The sequence below is a fragment of the Franconibacter sp. IITDAS19 genome (assembly GCF_023079515.1).
Classification (GTDB): domain Bacteria; phylum Pseudomonadota; class Gammaproteobacteria; order Enterobacterales; family Enterobacteriaceae; genus Franconibacter; species Franconibacter pulveris.
This window is the reverse complement of sequence record NZ_JALJCP010000004.1, coordinates 176,255-191,661: the sequence shown is the minus strand read 5'-3', so window position 1 is coordinate 191,661 and position 15,407 is coordinate 176,255. Positions and strand designations below refer to the sequence as shown.

At 55.7% G+C, this 15,407-nt stretch carries 14 protein-coding genes; 2 read left to right on the top strand and 12 right to left on the bottom strand.

What is annotated here, in order from left to right; translation table 11 throughout:
• Positions 1-12: 12 nt before the first annotated feature.
• The 3 genes from carA to MT962_RS13655 form a co-directional block, all read right to left on the bottom strand.
• Positions 13-1,161 (bottom strand): glutamine-hydrolyzing carbamoyl-phosphate synthase small subunit, encoded by a 1,149-nt coding sequence (carA, locus tag MT962_RS13665; protein ID WP_024561320.1) that lies wholly within the window; start codon positions 1,159-1,161, stop codon positions 13-15.
• A gap of 468 nt (positions 1,162-1,629) precedes the next feature.
• Positions 1,630-2,451 (bottom strand): 4-hydroxy-tetrahydrodipicolinate reductase, encoded by an 822-nt coding sequence (gene dapB, locus MT962_RS13660; protein ID WP_024556365.1) that lies wholly within the window; start codon positions 2,449-2,451, stop codon positions 1,630-1,632.
• 205 nt (positions 2,452-2,656) lie between these two features.
• The gene (locus MT962_RS13655; RefSeq protein ID WP_024556366.1) at positions 2,657-3,289 is read right to left on the bottom strand and encodes a serine-tRNA(Ala) deacylase AlaX; all 633 of its coding nucleotides are present in this window, start codon (positions 3,287-3,289) and stop codon (positions 2,657-2,659) included.
• A 94-nt stretch (positions 3,290-3,383) separates the two neighbouring features.
• Between MT962_RS13655 and MT962_RS13650 the strand changes: the two genes are divergently transcribed.
• Entirely contained in the window at positions 3,384-4,292 is a 909-nt protein-coding gene (locus MT962_RS13650; RefSeq protein ID WP_048887732.1) for a LysR family transcriptional regulator, read from the top strand.
• Positions 4,293-4,305: 13 nt separating this feature from the next.
• Here MT962_RS13650 and rihC read toward each other — a convergent pair whose 3' ends face one another.
• The 6 genes from rihC to ribF form a co-directional block, all read right to left on the bottom strand.
• Positions 4,306-5,223 (bottom strand): ribonucleoside hydrolase RihC, encoded by a 918-nt coding sequence (rihC, locus tag MT962_RS13645; RefSeq protein ID WP_247365865.1) that lies wholly within the window; start codon positions 5,221-5,223, stop codon positions 4,306-4,308.
• 71 nt (positions 5,224-5,294) lie between these two features.
• Positions 5,295-6,245 carry a 4-hydroxy-3-methylbut-2-enyl diphosphate reductase gene (gene ispH, locus MT962_RS13640; protein ID WP_024556369.1) on the bottom strand — a complete coding sequence of 317 codons (951 nt, stop codon included), beginning with the start codon at positions 6,243-6,245 and terminating at the stop codon, positions 5,295-5,297.
• A complete protein-coding gene (gene fkpB / locus MT962_RS13635; protein WP_024556370.1) occupies positions 6,226-6,696 on the bottom strand; it encodes an FKBP-type peptidyl-prolyl cis-trans isomerase in 471 nt (156 codons plus the stop codon). The genes ispH and fkpB overlap by 20 nt, the downstream gene beginning before the upstream one ends.
• A gap of 107 nt (positions 6,697-6,803) precedes the next feature.
• Entirely contained in the window at positions 6,804-7,310 is a 507-nt protein-coding gene (lspA, locus tag MT962_RS13630; RefSeq protein WP_024556371.1) for a signal peptidase II, read from the bottom strand.
• Positions 7,310-10,126, bottom strand: coding sequence for an isoleucine--tRNA ligase (gene ileS, locus MT962_RS13625; RefSeq protein WP_247365864.1), 2,817 nt, complete (start codon positions 10,124-10,126; stop codon positions 7,310-7,312). The genes lspA and ileS overlap by 1 nt, the downstream gene beginning before the upstream one ends.
• Positions 10,127-10,173: 47 nt before the next feature.
• The gene (gene ribF, locus MT962_RS13620) at positions 10,174-11,112 is read right to left on the bottom strand and encodes a bifunctional riboflavin kinase/FAD synthetase (RefSeq protein ID WP_247365863.1); all 939 of its coding nucleotides are present in this window, start codon (positions 11,110-11,112) and stop codon (positions 10,174-10,176) included.
• A 330-nt stretch (positions 11,113-11,442) separates the two neighbouring features.
• Between ribF and rpsT the strand changes: the two genes are divergently transcribed.
• Positions 11,443-11,706, top strand: coding sequence for a 30S ribosomal protein S20 (rpsT, locus tag MT962_RS13615; protein WP_024551208.1), 264 nt, complete (start codon positions 11,443-11,445; stop codon positions 11,704-11,706).
• Positions 11,707-11,769: 63 nt separating this feature from the next.
• Here rpsT and nhaR read toward each other — a convergent pair whose 3' ends face one another.
• The 3 genes from nhaR to dnaJ all read right to left on the bottom strand — a co-directional run bounded on the left by nhaR (position 11,770) and on the right by dnaJ (position 15,354).
• Complete coding sequence (gene nhaR, locus MT962_RS13610; protein WP_024556374.1) at positions 11,770-12,669, bottom strand: transcriptional activator NhaR; 900 nt, start codon at positions 12,667-12,669, stop codon at positions 11,770-11,772.
• 67 nt (positions 12,670-12,736) lie between these two features.
• A complete protein-coding gene (gene nhaA / locus MT962_RS13605) occupies positions 12,737-13,909 on the bottom strand; it encodes a Na+/H+ antiporter NhaA (protein ID WP_024561323.1) in 1,173 nt (390 codons plus the stop codon).
• Positions 13,910-14,217: 308 nt separating this feature from the next.
• On the bottom strand, positions 14,218-15,354 hold the full coding sequence (gene dnaJ / locus MT962_RS13600; RefSeq protein ID WP_024556376.1) for a molecular chaperone DnaJ: 1,137 nt from the start codon (positions 15,352-15,354) through the stop codon (positions 14,218-14,220).
• Positions 15,355-15,407 lie beyond the last annotated feature (53 nt).

Below are 15,407 nucleotides of genomic sequence, written 5' to 3'. Positions count from 1 at the left end.
ATTTTCTCCTGATTATTTGGCGGTCTTACGGTATTGCATAATTAAGTCAATGAAATGGTCAAACAGCGGCGCGGCGTCGTGCGGGCCCGGGCTCGCCTCCGGGTGTCCCTGGAAGCTGAAGGCGGGTTTGTCGGTGCGGTGAATCCCCTGCAGCGTGCCGTCGAACAGCGATTTATGCGTGACGCGCAGGTTGGCTGGCAGCGTCGCTTCATCTACTGCAAAACCGTGGTTCTGCGCAGTAATCATTACGCGGTTGTTCTCCACGTCTTTCACCGGGTGGTTGCCGCCGTGGTGGCCGAACTTCATCTTCACCGTTTTCGCGCCGCTCGCCAGCGCCAGCAGCTGGTGACCCAGGCAGATGCCGAACACCGGCAGGTCGGTTTGCAGGAATTTGTCGATCGCGTCGATGGCGTAGTCGCACGGCGCCGGGTCGCCGGGGCCGTTTGAGAGGAACACGCCGTCCGGATTCATTTTCAGCACCTCTTCCGCCGGGGTTTTCGCCGGCACCACGGTCAGGCGGCAGCCGCGGTCTACCAGCATACGCAGAATGTTGCGCTTCACGCCGTAGTCGTAAGCCACCACGTGGTAAGGCAGCTCTTCGTCTTTCTTCGCTTCCGGCAGCTCGCCTGAAAGCGTCCAGCTTCCCTGTGTCCAGCTGTAAGGCTCAGCGGTGCTGACCTCTTTCGCCAGGTCCATGCCGTTCAGCCCCGGGAATCCCTTCGCTTTTTCCAGCGCCAGACGCGCGTCCAGATTGTCGCCCGCAATGATGCAGCCGTTCTGCGCGCCTTTCTCACGCAGCAGGCGGGTCAGTTTACGGGTGTCGATGTCGGCAATCGCCACGATGTTATGGCGCTTCAGGTAAGAAGAGAGATCCTCGGTGTTGCGATAGTTGCTGGCAATCAGCGGCAGATCGCGAATGATGAGGCCTTGCGCGTGCACCTGGGAGGATTCTTCATCGGCTTCGTTAGTACCGACATTACCAATATGGGGATAAGTAAGAGTGACAATCTGGCGGGAGTAGGAAGGATCAGTGAGGATTTCTTGATAACCGGTCATTGAAGTATTGAAAACGACTTCCCCAACCGCCGAACCTGATGCCCCAATGGCCCGACCGTAAAATTGGGTCCCGTCTTCCAGAACCAACAGCGCTGACTTAATCAAAACGTCCTCCAGGGAATAAACAGTCAATTTATTTGCATATTAATTCAAACAGCAGGGATGAATCAATTGCAAAACAGCCTGCCTGACGAATTTTTGGCAAACGGCGGCATTCTAGAGAGAACACAGGGCAAAGTCTACTCTGCAGGTGATTTTTTCTGATATTTTTAGCTCACTGACAGTGAATACGCTTAAATGCAGCTAAAAATAGAGTAAAACTCAGTGACGAAACCGTTTCGTTGACAACGAAAACCGAAAACAAAACGTCAGGAAGGAAAAAAGTGGACCATTTGGTCAAAATTTACAGTATGGCAACATAAAAACTAAAGAAGACCACCTCTTATTGAGATTTAGCCATGATATAAACGCAAGAACGTTGAAATGCAATAAAAATAAAAAGGGCAATAAATTATTGCCCTTCCAATCAAAGAGTTATGATTGTAACAACCACATCACGATGGGTAATTCTGACTACAAATTGTTTAAATCGAGCACGTCACGCATATCATAAAGTCCATTTTCATGGCCTTTTAACCATAAAGCAGATCTAACCGCGCCATTTGCAAAAGTCATCCGGCTTGAAGCCTTATGCGTAATCTCAATGCGTTCACCGATATCAGCAAACATAGCGGTATGCTCGCCAACGATATCGCCTGCGCGAACCGTAGCGAAGCCGATGGTGCCAGGCTCCCGCTCGCCGGTATAACCTTCGCGCGCATAAACAGCGCACGCTTTAAGATCTTTATCCAATGCCTGAGCAATCGCCTCCCCCATCGCCAGCGCCGTGCCGGATGGCGCGTCCACTTTATGGCGATGGTGAGCTTCGATAATTTCGATGTCGGTGTAGTTGCCCATTACTTTCGCCGCTTTCTCCAGCAGCTTCAGCATGACGTTGACCCCAACGCTAAAATTAGCGGCAAAAACGACCGGGATGGACCTGGCGGCTTCGCTGATGGCCTGCTTGCCCGCCTCGTCGAAACCGGTCGTGCCGATGACCATGCCTTTGCCATGCTGGCGGCAAAACGCCAGGTGCGCCAGCGTGCCTTCCGGTCGGGTAAAATCGATGAATACATCGAAATCATCGACGATCGCATCGAGACTGCTCTGGACGATGACTCCTGACTTACCCGCGCCCGCCAGTTCTCCGGCATCGCTGCCGACCAGCGATGAGCCTTCACGCTCCAGCGCCGCGCCAAGCGCCACGCCATCCATCTGTAATGCCGCCTGGATTAACTGCCGCCCCATGCGGCCGCTTGCTCCGGCGATGGCGACGCGGATTTGTGCTTCTTGCATAGTTATACTCTTCGTATGTTAAGGAATTGCTTATAAAACGTTCTCAGGTTAACCAGCCCACCCACGAGCTGCCAGCGAAAAACGCGCATAATTAGAAATTTATGACAAAACGGAGGGGATATCAGTAAAAGACATTAAAGGCGCATGCTTTTTATGGATAAGCATACGCCTGTGAGACAGAAGCGCTTAATAGTTGCAGAAAAGACTATTCTGCCAGCTGGTAGGCCACGATCAGTTGCCCTTTTTTCACTTTCAGGCTGGTGAGTTTCACTTCCCCTAACTCCGCCAGCGAAACGACATGCGTGCCGCCGCAGCCGTAAACGGGTAAATCACCAAAGCGCACCTGGCGAAGCGCATTGTCGAAGGTGACCAGGCGCGGCAAATCGTCAGCTATCCAGGCGGCGATTTTTTCACTTAGCGCGCAGGCCTCAGGCGCAAGCGCGCCTTCTGTCGCATTAAAGGTGATTTTGCCTTCGCCCGGCCAGTGGTGCGCTTTTACCGGGCGCCAGCCATGCTGCTCGCCTGCATAACCAATCAAATGCCCTGCTGAATGCCAGCGGGAATGCAGCTTACGCAACGACGCATTCACCTCCAGCTTTACTCTTTCTTGCGCCACAGGCTGCCCGAGAAAATGAATAACCTTATCGCCGCGGTTCTCCAGGCGCACCAAAGGGATCCCGTTAATCGTACCGCTGTCAGCAGGCTGCCCGCCGCCCTGGGGATGAAACAGCGTGGCATCAAGTTCCACTTCATAGAGCCCGTCGCTGTTCGCCTCGCAGCGCAGCACCTGCGCTTCGCCGCTTACGGCATCGCTGGTGTAATAGCGTTTTTCAGTCATTATTGTCCTCCCGGTTATCCAGACAGTATATTGATTAACCCGGGGAAGATAATCCCGCCCTCAGACAATGCACCTTTGCATACGACGCATAAATATGAACCTGACGTTATTGCCCGAAATCGCCGCCTTCGTCATCGTGGTGGAGAGCGGCAGCTTCTCTGCCGCCGCCCGCAAGCTCGGCGCAACGCCCTCTTCCGTCAGCCGCAGCATTTCACGGCTGGAGAAAGAGCTCGGCGTTAAGCTGCTGCATCGCACTACCCGCAAGCTGCGCCTGAGCGACGCAGGCAGCGAGGTGTTAAAATCCGCCACGGTAATGCTGGACTCAGCGCGCCTGGTCCTTTCGCAGGGCGGCATCGATCAACAGGCGCCGCAGGGCAAGCTCACCCTGAGCGTGCCCAAAGCGGTAGGCCGCTTTGTACTGCACCCGGTAATGGCGGAATTTCTGGCTCGCTATCCGCAGGTAGACATCTGTCTGCGGCTTGAAGATCGTTATATGGACCTGATTGACGATGGCGTGGATCTCGCGCTGCGTATCACCAATACCCCTTCGCCGGGGTTGCATGGCAAAGCGCTAATGCCTATCACACATCTGTTGTGTGCCACGCCGCATTATCTGGCGCAGCATGGTGCGCCGCAGCACCCTCAGGATTTGCGGGCTCACAGCTGCATCAGCCTTGGGGAAACGCCAGTCGACTCGCGCTGGAAGTTTCGCCAGCACGGCAAAACGCTGGTGGTGCAAACCCACGGGCGCTATGCGGCAAACCATACCGGGGTGCGGCTGGACGCGGTGAAGCAACACCTGGGCATTGGCAGCCTGCCGCTGTTCACCGCCCGTGAAGCGCTGGCGAACGGCGAGATTGTACAGGTACTGCCGGAATGGGAATTTATCAGCACCTATTCCGGCCAGCTCTGGCTGCTCTGGTCCGCAGGCCGCCAGTTGCCGGTAAAAATGCGGGTGATGATTGATTATCTGGCTGAGAAGCTGGCCGTTAACAATCGATAATCTCTCTCTTTCGCTATGGCGCCAGCGCGAGGGTTTGCGCCACCCACGCCTGGAAGGCCGGGACGTCAATATCCAGCGCGACCTGCGCATTAGCGGGCTGGTCCAGCCTGCCGTCAAGGTCGACAACCGTTGTGCCAGCGGTGTATTCACCCTGCGTCTCCACAGCCACAAAACACGATTTCAGGGTAAATAGCTCGGGCTTAACCAGAAATGCAATCGCACAGAGATCGTGCATCCGAAGCCCAGTAGCCATACTGCCGCTGCGGTAGTGACTAAAAAGCGCATGCAGCATCGCGCCGGTGCGGTTAAGGGTAGCAAGCGCGGCGAGATATGCTGGCGTTAACTGCGCCCGGTTAGTGACATCAAGACCACACATCACAATCTCCAGCCCGCTTCGAAAAACACGCGCCGCCGCCTCCGGGTCGATAGCGATGTTAAATTCAGCGTTAGGGGTAAAGTTACCGCGCCCGGCAGAGCCGCCCATCATCACCAGCCGTTTGATTTTACTAATACAGTCGGGGTAATGGGTCAGCAGCAGCGCGATATTGGTCAGCGGGCCGATGGTCACCAGCGTGACGGGTTCCTCGCTTGCCGTCAGGCAATCATAAATAGCCTGAAAAGCGGGCGTCTCCAGCGCGAGCCTGTCGTGAGCCACAAAGTGATACCCCTCCATGCCCGACTCGCCGTGAACATAAGCCGCATCGCGAAGCGGACGCACCAGCGGCATGGCGGCGCCCTGCGCCAGCGGCACGTCCTGCTGCCAGAAATGGAGCAGTTGCAGAGCGTTGCGGGTTGTTTTCTCCACGCTGACATTGCCCGCCACGGTGGTAACCAGCCGCAGTTCGAGTTCAGGCGAGAAGATGGCAGCAGCCAGGGCGACGGCATCGTCGATGCCCGGGTCGGTATCCAGAATGAAGGGTAACGGGCTCATGATTTTCTCCATAAAAAAATGCCAGACGGGATTAGCGTCTGGCATCTTCTCATAAACAGAGCGGATGAAGGTTAGTTGACTTCACGAACGTCCATGCGCAGCTCTTTCGGCACTTCAAAAACAATATTTTCTTCCCGGCCTTCCAGCGGCACCGCTTCGCCGCCACCCAGTTCCTGCAGGCGGGCAATGACATTCTGCACCAGGATATCCGGCGCGGAGGCGCCAGCGGTGACGCCGACGCACTTCGCCGCTTTCACCCACTCTTCCTGGATATCGGTCGCGTCGTCAATCAGAAATGCCGTTTTCCCCATACGCTGCGCCAGTTCGGCCAGGCGATTGGAGTTAGACGAATTTTTCGAGCCGACCACCAATACCACGTCAGCCTGTTCAGCCAGCGCGCGTACCGCTTCCTGACGGTTGGTCGTGGCGTAGCAGATGTCGTCTTTACGCGGTCCGACAATTTTCGGGAAGCGATTCCGCAGCGCGTCGATAACCTCGGAAGTGTCATCCACAGAGAGCGTCGTCTGGGTCATAAACGACAGCTTCGCCTCGTTTTTAACGTCAAGTTTCCAGACGTCGTCCGGCGATTCGACAAGATACATGCCCCCTTCCGGGTTGCTGTACTGACCCATCGTGCCTTCTACTTCAGGGTGGCCCGCGTGACCGATAAGGATAGACTCTTCGCCGCGACGGCTGGCGCGTGCCACTTCCATATGCACTTTCGTCACCAGCGGGCAGGTGGCGTCAAAAACCGTTAAGTCGCGGCTTTTCGCTTCGTTGCGCACCGCCTGAGAAACGCCATGGGCGGAGAAAATCAGGATCGCGCCGTCCGGCACTTCGCTTATCTGTTCGATAAAAATAGCGCCGCGCTCGCGCAGGCTGTCCACCACGTAACGGTTATGCACCACTTCATGACGGACATAAATGGGCGCGCCATAAATCGCCAGCGCGTTCTCAACAATGCTGATAGCGCGGTCCACGCCCGCGCAAAAGCCGCGTGGGTTAGCCAACAGGATCTGCATCAGGCTCCTCCAGTACCGGATCGACTTCCAGCACTTCGATATCAAAATGGATGGTCTGCCCGGCGAGCGGGTGGTTAAAGTCAACGGTGATGGAGTCGCCGTTCACTTCGCGAATCACGCCAGGCATTTCACTGCCATCCATTGCGGTAAATAACATAATCGCGCCGATTTCCGGCTCGCCCGCGTCGATAAAATCGCGACGCGAAAAATATTGAATCAGGTCCGGGCTCGGTACGCCATACGCCGCATCGGGTTCCAGCGAAAACGCTTTTTTGTCGCCCGCATGCAGGCCCAGCAACTGCTGTTCCAGCCCCTCGGAGAGTGAAGTATCGCCCAGGCGAAACAGCGCCGGCTTGCCGTTATTGCGCGTGGATTCCGCCGTGGAGCCATCTTCGAGTTTCAGCGTGAAGTGCACCAGCACTGCGCTGTTGCTCTGTACAGAGTTAGTCATGCATTACAGCCTTTTATGTGTAGCGGATATCTGCGTTGTTGTCTTCGCGAGGCGGTTAATCTCTGCTGAAAAAACGAATGGCGGATGGCTCCGCCATTCATCAATCATCAGGCCTGGTTGGGCTGCTTTTTACCCGGCGAAGGTAAAAACCCTTCCAGCACTACCAGCGCCGCGCCAATGCAGATGGCGGTATCGGCCAGGTTGAAGGTGGCGAAATGCCAGTCGCCGACATAAAAATCGATCATGTCGACAACAAAGCCGTGCCAGAGGCGGTCAAAAAGATTGCCGAGCGCGCCGCCAATAATCAGCGCGTAAGCAATGTTGTTAAGCTTCTGGCTCGCTTTCGCACGGTACATCAGCACCGCCAACACCACACAGATGCCGATGGCGATACCGGCGAAGAACCAACGCTGCCAGCCGCCTTTATCCGCAAGGAAGCTAAAGGCGGCGCCATAGTTACGCGCATAGTGCAGATTAAGCGACGGGAACAGAGAAACCGTCTCTCCCAGCGCAAAGTGCTGAAGGATTAACGCCTTACTGCCCAGATCGATAATCAGTACGACTACCACCAGCCAAAGCCAGCGGAGCCCGGTTGAGAAGATCGGTTTACTCATCAGGCAAACTTACGTTTTTCGCCGTCACCGGCTACGTTGCTGACACAGCGACCGCAGATATCTGCGTGTTCCGCTACCAGACCGACATCGGTGGTGTAATGCCAGCAGCGCGGGCATTTCTCACCTTCGGCTTTTGCGAGCGCCACTTTCAGCCCCTTCAGCAGTTCGCTCTGCTGGGCTTCGTCCGTCGCCTGCGCATAATCCTCAACCTTCGCCTGCGAGGTCAACAGGACGAATCGTAATTCATCGCCCAGCGCCGTCAGCTTCGCCGCCAGTTCCGGCTCGGCAAACAGGGTAACGGCCGCTTCCAGCGAACCGCCGATGCGTTTATCGGCGCGCGCCTGCTCGATAACCTTGTTCACTTCGCCGCGCACTTTCAGCAGCTCATCCCAGAAAGCGTCGTTCATCGCTTCGGTTTCCGCCAGACCAAACAGGCCGGTGTACCACTCGCCGGTAAAGACATATTTCTCGCGTTCGCCCGGCAGGTAGCCCCAGATCTCGTCAGCAGTGAAGGACATGACAGGCGCCATCCAGCGCACCAGCGCTTCGGCTACGTGATAGAGCGCAGTCTGGCAGCTGCGGCGCGCCACGCTGTCCGCTTTCGCGGTGTACTGGCGATCTTTAATGATGTCGAGGTAGAACGAGCCCATTTCGATGGAGCAGAAACGCATCAGGCGCTGCACTACTTCGTGGAAATCATACGCTTCATACGCTTTGATGATATCTTCCTGCGCCGCTTTCGCGCAGCCCACCGCCCAGCGGTCCAGCACGACCATCTCTTCCGGCTTGACCATGTCTTTCACCGGGTCGAAACCGTTCAGGTTAGCCAGCAGGAAGCGCGCAGTGTTGCGAATACGGCGATAGCTGTCGGCGGCGCGTTTGAGGATCTCGTCAGAAACCGCCATTTCACCGGTGTAGTCAGTGGAAGCGACCCACAGACGCAGAATATCCGCGCCCAGTTTGTTCATCACATCCTGCGGGCTGACCGTGTTGCCGATAGATTTCGACATCTTGCGGCCCTGGCCGTCCACGGTGAAGCCATGCGTCAGCACCTGACGATACGGTGCTTTGCCTTTCATCGCCGTGGAGATCATCAGAGAAGACATAAACCAGCCGCGATGCTGGTCGGAGCCTTCCAGATACATATCCGCCGCGTGACCTGCGAATTCCGGGCGCACATCGACGACAGAGGCGTGCGTAGAACCAGAATCGAACCAGACGTCGAGGGTATCCGGCACTTTTTCATAGCTATTCGCGTCGTCGCCCATGATGTCGCGCGGGTCCAGATCCCACCATGCCTGGATGCCGTCTGCTTCCACGCGCTTCGCCACTTCTTCCATCAGCTCCTGCGTGCGCGGATGCAATTCCTGCGTCTCTTTATGGACGAACAGCGACATCGGCACGCCCCAGGTGCGCTGGCGGGAGATACACCAGTCCGGACGGTTAGCAACCATGGATTCGATACGCGCCTGGCCCCAGTCCGGGATCCACTGCACGCCTTTAATCTCTTTCAATGACTGCTCGCGCAGGCCTTTTTGATCCATGCTGACGAACCACTGCGGCGTAGCGCGGAAGATAATCGGCGTTTTGTGACGCCAGCAGTGCGGGTAGCTGTGCAGCAGTTTTTCTACGTGCAGCAGCGCGCCTTTCTCGCGCAGCAGGTTAACCACGATGTCGTTGGCTTTGAATACCTGAACGCCGTCAAGCGTCGGGTAAGTGCCCGGCAGATAGGTGCCATCCGGCCCAACCGGGTTCGCTGTCTCGAGGCCATATTTCTGGCCGATGACATAGTCGTCAGGACCGTGGCCGGGAGCGGTATGCACCGCACCGGTACCTGCATCAAGCGTAACGTGCTCGCCAAGGATGGCCGGCACGTCGAAATCCAGGAACGGGTGCTTAAAGCGCATCAGTTCAAGATCCGCGCCCTTCACGGTGCCAAGGATCAGCCATTCGCTGATGTTGGCGCGCTTCATAACGCTTTCTACCAGATCTTTAGCGAGGATCAGCGCCTGGCCTTCTACCTGCACCAGCGCGTATTCGATCTCCGGATGCAGCGAGATAGCGCGGTTAGCCGGCAGGGTCCACGGCGTGGTGGTCCAGATAACCAGAGAAACCGGGCCGTTGACATTTTGCGCGCCGAATTTAGCGGCTACGGCGCCCGCATCGACCGCATTAAAGGCGACGTCGATAGACGGCGATGTCTTGTCGTAATACTCCACTTCCGCTTCCGCGAGCGCAGAGCGGCAGTCAACGCACCAGTGCACCGGCTTCGCGCCTTTGTGCAGGTGGCCGTTGCCGATGATTTTACCGAGCGCGCGGATGATGTTGGCTTCGGTTTTAAAATCCATGGTCAGGTATGGATGCGACCAGTCGCCCAGCACGCCCAGGCGGATAAAATCCTGGCGCTGGCCATCTACCTGCTCAGCGGCATATTTTCGGCACGCGGCGCGAAACTCGGCGGCGGAGACTTTCTCACCCGGCTTGCCGATAAGCTGCTCGACTTTCAGCTCAATAGGCAGACCGTGGCAGTCCCAGCCCGGCACATAAGGCGAGTCGAAACCGGAAAGCCCTTTGGACTTAACGATAATGTCTTTCAGAATCTTGTTAACCGAGTGACCAATATGAATGCTACCGTTCGCATAAGGAGGGCCATCATGCAGAATGAAGGTTTTTTTGCCCTTTTTCGCATTACGGATGATGCCGTACAGATCGTCATCATTCCAACGCGCCAGCATGCCCGGTTCGCGTTTGGCGAGATCGCCGCGCATCGGGAACCCTGTTTCCGGCAAATTCAGGGTAGATTTATAGTCACTCATCAGATTCTCGGTTCCGTATTTCGGTGTGATAATTAGCCGATCAGGCGTTAAGCCGGTGTCGGTAGCCCAAAAAAGTCGCGGGCGGTGATTACATCTCTGGCGATTTGCGCTTTCAGCTCGTCAAGCGAAGCAAACCGCTGCTCGTTGCGTATTTTTTTACGCAGCACCACATCTATATGGCGTCCATAAAGGTCCATTGCAACATCCAGCAGATGAACTTCCAGCTGCTGGCGTAGACCTGCCACCGTTGGACGGGTGCCAATATTGGCGACGCCTGGCACAGGCTTTTCGCCAAGCCCCATCACTTCCACCGCATAAACCCCTTTTACCGGGGTGACCTGACGGCGCAGCGGGATATTCGCCGTCGGAAAACCTATGGTGCGTCCCAGCGCGTCGCCGTGCACTACGCGGCCAGAAAGGGCGAATGGACGGCCCAGTAACGTCTGCGCTTGTTCAAGATTGTCTTCAGCCAGCGCCTGGCGCACCGCCGTGCTGCTGATGCGCAAGCCATCCTGACAAAAGCTTTGCGTGCTGGTGACTTCGAAGCCATATTCGCGCGCAGCCTTTTGTAATAACAAGAAATCGCCTTGCCGACCAGCGCCGAAGCGGAAATCGTCGCCAATGGCGAGAAAACGCACGCCGAGGCGCTTAACCAGCAGTTCGCTGACGAAACTTTGCGCCGTCAGCGCCGCGAAGCGCCGGTCAAAGCGCACGCACAGCACATAGTCAACGCCGCACTGCGCCAGATAGCGCAGCTTTTCGCGCAGGCGCGTCAACCGCGCGGGGGCTTTTTCGGCGGCGAACAGTTCCAGCGGCTGCGGTTCGAAAATCATCACCATGACCGGAAGACGGCGCTCGCGCCCTTTTTCACGCAGCCCGTTAAGCAATGCCTGATGGCCACGGTGAACGCCATCGAAATTGCCGATGGTAAGGACACAGCCGTGGTGTTCAGGAGTGAGATTATGTATGCCGCGTATCAGCTTCATGACAGGCTCAGGACAGTGAAAATCGTCGGATTATACCTTGTACAGCGCCCAAGGTTAACCGGCGATTGGCGCTGCCGGGCAGAAAGCATCAGGGTTTTCCTGATACAGTACCGCAATTTGCGAGAAATCAGGCCTGCAGGCACGAATTTTGTCCGATAAAGACTGTATTCAGGGCGGGCAAGCTGGTAGAATCTTGCGCCATCACTACGTAACGAGCGCCGCCATAGTAAACGGCGCTTATTTGCACAAATCCATTGACAAAAGAAGGCTAACGGGGCATATTCCTCGGCCTTTGAATTGTCCACATAGATCATATTTGGGAGTTGGACCTTGGCTAATATCAAATCAGCTAAGAAGCGTGCCGTTCAGTCTGAAAAGGCCCGTAAGCACAACGCAAGCCGTCGCTCTATGATGCGTACTTTCATCAAGAAAGTATACGCGGCGATTGCAGCAGGCGATAAAGAAGCTGCACAGAAAGCATTTAACGAAATGCAACCGATCGTGGACCGTCAGGCCAGCAAAGGTCTGATCCACAAAAATAAAGCAGCGCGCCATAAGGCTAACCTGACCGCGCAGATCAACAAACTGGCTTAATCGTCCGTTCGTTGTTGCTTGTTAAAAAGACCCGCTTAATGCGGGTTTTTTTATGCCTGCCGTTCAGTCTTCGTGAAGATTAAATAACGCCGAATAGTTCTTGTTGCAGATACGCTGCACAGCGGGATGCTGGATCATCCGCTCGGCAAAAATCGCATGATACTCTTCCATCACGTTATCTATTCGCCCTATCTCAATAATGCTGTCATCGCTGTAAAAATCCTGCGCGTAAAGCGTCGGCGCGATAAATATCGCATTATGCGCCGCCCCAAAGGCTTTCATTAGCGCCGCATCATCAAACTCGCCCAGGATTTCCACCTTCAGCCCCTGAGAGTTAATCCAGTTAAGCAACTTACGTCCGAGCATGGAACGGCGGCCCGGGACGAGCAGACGGCGTTCTTCCAGGCATTCCGGGAACGGTTTGTTCGGCGGCGGGTTCTGGCACCAGAAACTGATGCTGCATTCGCCAATCTTCACGGAAAAGAGCCCTTCCTGCTGAGTGGAATCGATGGGGCAATCCGAGATAATCATATCCAGCTTATGCTGGCTTAGCTGTTCCAGCAGCATTTCATGGGTGGACTCGAAGCAGCGCAGATGAATTTGTTCATTCTCAACCACCACCGCTTCCAGCACGCCACTCACCAGATGTTTAGACAGCGCGTCAGCCACACCGACATCAAACAGCAAATGCGACTCTTTGCGGTAGTTCACGATATCCAGCATCTCCTGGCTCAACGTGAACATCCGATCGGCATAGCGAAAAACCAGTTGCCCCAATTCGCTGGGCTCAAGCCCGCGCCCCTTGCGCTTGAACAGTTTTCCCTGAAGGCGCTCTTCCAGCGCTTTAATCTGACCGGTTATCGTCTGGGGCGTAAGGTAAAGCGCCTCGGCAGCCCCGACTACAGAGCCTTCTTTGTAAACATGCCAGAAGTAGTACAAGTGGTTGTAATTGATATGCGACATAGCCTTTCGCTCCCTGATGTTGAATGATCAATAAAGCGCGCTCCCCCCTGGAGCGCGCCACGCGAAGTCAGGCCCGATGCGGAACCTTAAAACTGAACCTCAGCAGGCTGTAACCTGTTACCGCCGCCAGTAGCGAACCAATGAGAATTCCCAGCTTGGCCCATTTGACAAGGGCAGGCTCCACATCCCCAAACGCCAGCGTGGAGATAAAAATCGACATGGTAAAGCCGATGCCGCATAGCACGCCCACCGCCATAATCTGACGAAAAGTCGCACCCTGCGGCAGCTTCGCCAGCCCAAGCTTCAACGCAAACCAGCAGAAAAGGCTAATGCCGAGCGGCTTGCCGATAAAGAGGCCAGCGATAATGCCAAGCGGCAGCAGCGAAGCCAGCCCTTGCGGAGTTACGCCTTCGAGCGAGACGCCTGCGTTAGCGAAAGCAAAAAGCGGCAGGATCAGAAACGCAACCCACGGATGAAGCACATGCTCCAGCGATTTCGCCGGCGATTTCCCGCCCTGCTCTTTTAGCGGAATAAAAAAGCCAATCGCCACCCCAGCGAGCGTGGCGTGAACCCCTGATTTCAGCACCGCCGTCCACAGCACCAGTCCGACCAGGATGTAAACCCCGGTGCGGCGAACATTGCAAACATTCAGCAACGCCAGTACAAAAATCGCTCCAGCAGCAATCATCAACGACAGCAGCGAAAGCTCATGGGTGTAAAACAAGGCGATAATGATAATCGCGCCCAGGTCGTCAATAATCGCCAGCGCCATCAGAAATACTTTCAACGCCGGCGGCACGCGGCTGCCAAGCAGCGCGAGCACCCCGAGCGCGAAAGCGATATCCGTTGCGGCCGGAATAGCCCAACCTTCACGCGTAATAGGGTCCTGAACGGTAAACGCCAGATAGAGCGCCGCCGGGATAACCATGCCGCCCAGCGCGGCGATGATCGGAAAAGAAGCCTGACGCAAACTGGCAAGCGAGCCCTGCAGTAATTCGCGCTTCACTTCCAGGCCAATCAACAAAAAGAAAACCGCCATCAGCGCGTCGTTGATCCACAGCAGAAGGTTTTTATTTATCTCCAGTGAACCAATACGCAGCTCAACAGGCGTATCCAGAAACGCCTGATAAGGCACGCTGGTGACATCAAGGTTTGCCAGCACCATCGCCAGCGATGCGGCGATAATAAGGATAATGCCTCCGCTCGCTTCGCCAGCCATTAAACGTTTCACTACCTTCATCATTTGTAACCCTGCGCTTTATAAAGTAAGTATCCACTCAAGCCTATCGCGCAGGAATACTCGTTAAAAGCAGATTATAACGGCTTATTGTATCGGTTTTTTCGCATAAAATGCATTGATGGAGGATCTATTAGCGAACTTATTATAGAACAGCAAACAGTGATGCTTTGATTGATAAAGGGTTTTATTGCGCCAGCAGAGTATGCTGCCTTAATCCAAATCGCAGAGGAAGCGCCAGGACTCACAAAAAGGCCATAAAAAAGCCCGAGCGCTGAATAAGGCTCGGGCTTCTGTCGTAAGACAGACGATTAGCGAGTCAAATCGTCAAAAAACTTCTTCACGCCGTCGAAAAAGCTTTTGGAGCGCGGGCTGTTCTTCTCGCCCGTCGGGCCGCCGAAGCTTTCCTGCAACTCCTGAAGCAACTGTTTCTGACGGTCATTCAGGCCAACCGGCGTTTCCACCACGACACGGCACAGCAGGTCGCCCTGCGCCCCGCCGCGCACCGATTTCACCCCTTTGCCGCGCATGCGGAACAGCTTGCCTGTCTGGGTTTCGTTCGGCACTTTCAGCATCACGCGGCCATCCAGCGTCGGCACTTCGATTTCACCGCCGAGCGCCGCCATCGCGAAGTTAATCGGCACCTCGCAGTAAAGGTTATTGCCTTCGCGCTCAAAGATCGGGTGCTGCTTCACCTGTACCTGAACGTACAGATCGCCTGCCGGCGCGCCGTGCTCGCCCGCTTCGCCTTCGCCTGCAAGACGGATGCGGTCGCCCGTATCAACCCCCGCCGGTATCTTAACGGACAAGGTTTTGGACTTCTCTACGCGACCGTGGCCGTGGCATTTGGTGCACGGATCTTTAATCAGCGTACCGCGTCCCGAACAGTGCGGACAGGTCTGCTGCACAGCAAAGAACCCCTGACGCATCTGTACCTGACCGGAACCATGACAGGTCGGACAGGTCTGCGGCTGGGTGCCCGGTTTAGCGCCGTTGCCGTGGCAAACGTCGCACTCTTCAAGCGTAGGAATGCGGATCTCTTTGGTTACGCCGCGAACCGCTTCTTCCAGCGTTAACTCCATGTTGTAGCGCAGATCGGCGCCACGCGCGGCGCGACGACCACGTCCGCCGCCAAAAATATCGCCGAATACGTCGCCGAAAATATCGCTGAAATCTGCCCCGCCGCCGAAGCCGCCATTAAAGCCGCCGCCCATGCCGCCCTGCTCAAACGCGGCGTGGCCATACTGATCGTAAGCCGCGCGTTTTTGTGCGTCGGTCAGCACTTCATAAGCTTCTTTAATCTCTTTAAATTTGGCTTCCGCCTCTTTATCGCCCTGATTGCGGTCCGGGTGATATTTCATGGCAAGGCGCTTATAGGCCTTTTTGATTTCACGCTCTTCCGCCGTCTTCGGAACGCCTAAAATCTCGTAATAGTCTTTCTTCGCCATTTTGGTTTTCTGCCCTTAACATGCGAGCACGGGCGTGGAGATAACTCCTACGC

Coding starts and splice junctions, on each gene's coding strand:
- dapB (WP_024556365.1), bottom strand. CDS start 2,451: ATGCAAGAAGCACAAATCCGCGTCGCCATCGCCGGAGCAAGCGGCCGC.
- MT962_RS13655 (WP_024556366.1), bottom strand. CDS start 3,289: ATGACTGAAAAACGCTATTACACCAGCGATGCCGTAAGCGGCGAAGCG.
- MT962_RS13650 (WP_048887732.1), top strand. CDS start 3,384: ATGAACCTGACGTTATTGCCCGAAATCGCCGCCTTCGTCATCGTGGTG.
- rihC (WP_247365865.1), bottom strand. CDS start 5,223: ATGAGCCCGTTACCCTTCATTCTGGATACCGACCCGGGCATCGACGAT.
- ispH (WP_024556369.1), bottom strand. CDS start 6,245: ATGCAGATCCTGTTGGCTAACCCACGCGGCTTTTGCGCGGGCGTGGAC.
- fkpB (WP_024556370.1), bottom strand. CDS start 6,696: ATGACTAACTCTGTACAGAGCAACAGCGCAGTGCTGGTGCACTTCACG.
- lspA (WP_024556371.1), bottom strand. CDS start 7,310: ATGAGTAAACCGATCTTCTCAACCGGGCTCCGCTGGCTTTGGCTGGTG.
- ileS (WP_247365864.1), bottom strand. CDS start 10,126: ATGAGTGACTATAAATCTACCCTGAATTTGCCGGAAACAGGGTTCCCG.
- ribF (WP_247365863.1), bottom strand. CDS start 11,112: ATGAAGCTGATACGCGGCATACATAATCTCACTCCTGAACACCACGGC.
- nhaR (WP_024556374.1), bottom strand. CDS start 12,669: ATGTCGCATATCAATTACAACCACTTGTACTACTTCTGGCATGTTTAC.
- nhaA (WP_024561323.1), bottom strand. CDS start 13,909: ATGAAGGTAGTGAAACGTTTAATGGCTGGCGAAGCGAGCGGAGGCATT.
- dnaJ (WP_024556376.1), bottom strand. CDS start 15,354: ATGGCGAAGAAAGACTATTACGAGATTTTAGGCGTTCCGAAGACGGCG.